Source organism: Bartonella sp. CL63NXGY (genome assembly GCF_042194905.1).
Lineage (GTDB): Bacteria > Pseudomonadota > Alphaproteobacteria > Rhizobiales > Rhizobiaceae > Bartonella.
On sequence record NZ_JBHINK010000037.1, the window covers coordinates 1 to 3,981 of the forward strand.

1 pseudogene is annotated in these 3,981 nt (G+C 38.6%); it reads left to right on the top strand.

Going from position 1 to position 3,981, the window contains the following annotated elements:
• Positions 1-48: 48 nt before the first annotated feature.
• Positions 49-3,981 (top strand): annotated as a pseudogene (locus ACFIK0_RS08860) (hypothetical protein); the annotation flags it as partial.

Genomic DNA, 3,981 nt, shown 5'->3' on the forward strand with positions numbered 1-3,981 from the left:
AAAACCAATGAGGGTCTTTCGTCCACAGCGAGAAATCTGGAAACGGCTATGGCGAATACATCAAAATATTTTGGTGGTAAAACTGATGTACTAAAGGGTATGCCACCTAGCTATGCTGTTCAGAATCAGACGTATGAAAATATAACAGATGCTTTTGTGGCGGTTGATAGTTCTTTTAATAAAATGAAAGATAATATTAACAAACAGGTTGCTGATGTAAGAGACAGTATTCTTGTTAAGAAAAATGAAAAGACAGGTCTTATTACTATTGGTAAGGATCTATTGGAACCATTTGGCATTGATTTCAGCGACATTAAAGCCAGCCCTCGGACTCTTTCTGGTGTAGCTGCTGGTACTAAAGAAACTGATGCGGTGAATTTTTCGCAATTAAAAGATGTCAAAGAACAAGTAGCAGCCAGTAGCTTCGTTAAACAGGATGCAGAAACGAGACACATCAGTATTGGAAAAGAAACAGATGGTGATAAAATTGATATTGCCAACAAAAAAAATGAAAAGCGTACCCTTACAGGTATAAAGGATGGTGCGCTCACAGAAGCTTCAAATGAAGCAGTAAATGGTTCCCAGCTTTTTGAAACAAATAAAAATGTTACGACTGTAACAAGTGATCTCAAAACAGCATCTGAGAATGTAGTCAAATATTTTGGTGGTGGTGCTAATTATAAAGATGGCGCTTGGACCGCTCCTACATTCAAGCTTAAAACCTTCACAGCTGATGGTAAAGAAGATGGTTCAAAAGACTATACCGATGTAGGCTCTGCTTTTGCAGGAATTGATACGAACTTCATAAATGTAAACAAACATCTGAATACTGTTGTTAATAATTTTAATGACAAATTAAACGATATTAATAAAGAATTTCAAGGCGATGCCTTATTGTGGAGCAAAACTGATGGAGCCTTTAGTGCTATGCACGGAGAGGGGAAAGACAGAAGTTCAGGTAAAATTAAATATCTTACAGGTGGAGATTTAACACAAAACTCAGAAGAAGCCGTGAATGGTGGACAGCTGTATATAGTGGGTACCCATTTAGCTAATTATCTTGGTGGCGGTGCTGACTTTGGAAATGGAAACTCAGAAGGTCCTACTTTTAAGATTAAAACTTTCGATACTGATGGAGAGGAAAAAAGTGAGACTTATCAGAATGTAGCTGATGCGTTTGAGGGTGTTAATACGGCTCTCACGACTGTTCAGAATAAATTGACTGAACAGGTTAACAATGTGATTACTAAAGTGGAAAGTGAGAGCTTTGTTCAGCAAGATAAGACAACGCATCGTCTCACTATTGGTGCAAAAGTAGGTGGCGCAGAAATCAATATTGCAAATGAAAGCGGTGCTGATCGGATAATTTCTGGTGTTGGGGAAGCAAAGAACAATAATGACGCTGTTAACAAAAGCCAGCTTGATAGCAATATCAAGAATGTCAATGATAATGTAACAAATAAGTTTAGCGAACTTACTAAAAACATAACGAATATTACTCAGCAAGTTAAAGGTGATGCTTTGTTATGGAACGATAAAGCTAATGCCTTTGTAGCACGTCATGAAAAGAGCAAAGAAGAAAAAGGCAGAGCTGTAAGGACACAAGAAAACAGTAGAATTACGTTTCTTTTAGATGGTGTTGTTTCTAAAGATTCAACGGATGCTGTCACGGGTGGTCAGCTTTATTCGCTGAACGAACAACTTGCAACCTATTTTGGTGGTGGCGCTGGCTATGATGAGCAAGGACAATGGAAAGCTCCAAGTTTTAAGGTTACGACAGTTAAGGATGATGGTAACTCTGAAGAGAAAACTTATAGCAATGTGGCGGATGCTTTGGCTGGAGTTGGTAATTCTTTCACAAATATTAGAAATGAGATCAGCAAAGAGATTAATAATGAGATTGCCAATGTGAAAGGTGATAGCCTTGTTAAGAAAGATCAAGCAACCAATCTTATCACTATTGGTAAAGAAGTAGAAGGCAGTGAAATCAATATCGCTAATAGTAGCAAAGCAGATCGAACTCTTTCTGGTGTGAAGGCAGCAACGAAGAATAATGAAGCGGTTAATAAAGGTCAGCTAGATAAAGGTTTAAAGGATCTTTCTACCAGCCTTCAGTCTGATGATTCAGCCGTTGTTCATTACGATAAACAGAAGGATGGTGCCCCTAATTATATGAGTATAACTTTGGGTGGTAAAGACAAGACACCTGTTGCACTCCATAATGTTGCTAAGGGTGTAATATCTTCAGAATCCTATGATGCAATTAATGGTCAGCAGATTAATAAAATAGGCGGTGATATTGCTAAGTTCTTAGGTGGGAATGCAGCTTTTAGTAATGGTGCTTTCAGTGAACCATCTTATGGGGTACATGACATTAGAAAAACTGGTGATGTAGATGTATCGCCAAATAGTCATCATAATGTTGGTTCAGCTCTTTCGGCGCTTGATTATAGCCTTGGGAATGTGAATACGCGTATAACGAATACGATCAATGATTTTAATAAAAAAATAACTGATAGTTCTCAACATATTGAGAAAGATGCTTTGTTATGGAATGATGAAGCCAATGCCTTTGTCGCACAGCATAAAACGGAAGAAGGTAAAAAGGAAAACAGCAAGATCACATCGCTGGCTGATGGTTCTATAGTATCAGGTTCGAGCGATGCTGTTACGGGTGGTCAGATTAATACCATAGCTGCAAGTTTATCAAAGATTTTAGGTGGCAAATCATCGTTTAGTGCTGATGGCACTTTTACAGTTCCCAGCTATGACTTATCGACAGTTTCTAAAGACGGTGAGGTAACAGATAAACCGTATGAAGGTGTTGAAAAAGCCTTTAAAGGACTTGATACAAATATCAAGACTGTTAACGCTCGCATTAAGGAAGTCTCAGAAGGAGTTGCACAAGATTCTTTATTATGGAGTAATGAGAGTAACGCCTTTGTCGCACAGCATAAAACGGAAGAAGGTAAAAAGGAAAACAGCAAGATCACATTTCTTTCCAATGGAGAGGTTTCTTCAAGCTCAAGTGATGCGATCAATGGTTCTCAGCTTTTTGAGACGAATAAGACTGTTGCAACTTATTTAGGTGGTGGCGCTGAATATACAGAAGGTAAATGGACGAATCCTAAATTCACGGTCAAGACCTTTGACGCTGATGGTGGATCTAAAGATCAGAATTATCCTGATGTAGCGAGTGCTTTAACAGGGGTTGGTAGTTCTATCACAAATGTTAAAAATGAGATTACAAAACAAATTAACAATGAAATTAACAATGTTAGAGGAGATAGCCTTGTTAAGAAAGATGCAGATACAAATCTTATCACTATTGGTAAAGAAGTAGAAGGCAGTGAAATCAATATAGCCAACAAGACTGGTACGGATCGGACTCTTTCAGGTGTTGGTGAAGCAACAAAGGATAATGAAGCTGTTAACAAAGGTCAGCTTGATGCAAGTCTGAAGGAACTTTCTACCAGCCTTCAGTCTGATGATTCAGCTGTTGTGCATTACGATAAAAAAGATGGTGATAATGGCGGCATTGATTACACGAGTGTGACTTTAGGTAAAGGTAAGGATGCAGGACCAGTTGCACTTCATAATGTCAAAGATGGTGCCATTGGTGAGAGTTCACATGATGCGATTAATGGTAGTCAGATCAACACGATTTCTCAGAATGTAGCTAAATTCCTTGGTGGTGATGCAAAATTTGTTGACGGTACGTTTACAGGACCAACCTACAAGTTATCGAAGGTTGATACGGATGGTTCGGTAGCAAGTGCTAGTTTTGAAAATGTTGGTAGCGCATTTATTGGTCTTGATGATAATATCAAGAATGTAAATGCACGGATTAAGGAAGTTTCTGAAGGGGTAGCGCAGGATTCTTTGAATTGGAGCAAGGAAGCCAATGCGTTTGTAGCGCGTCATGAGAAGAAGCAAGAAGAAAAAGGCAGAGCTGTAAGGACACAAGAAAACAGTAGAATT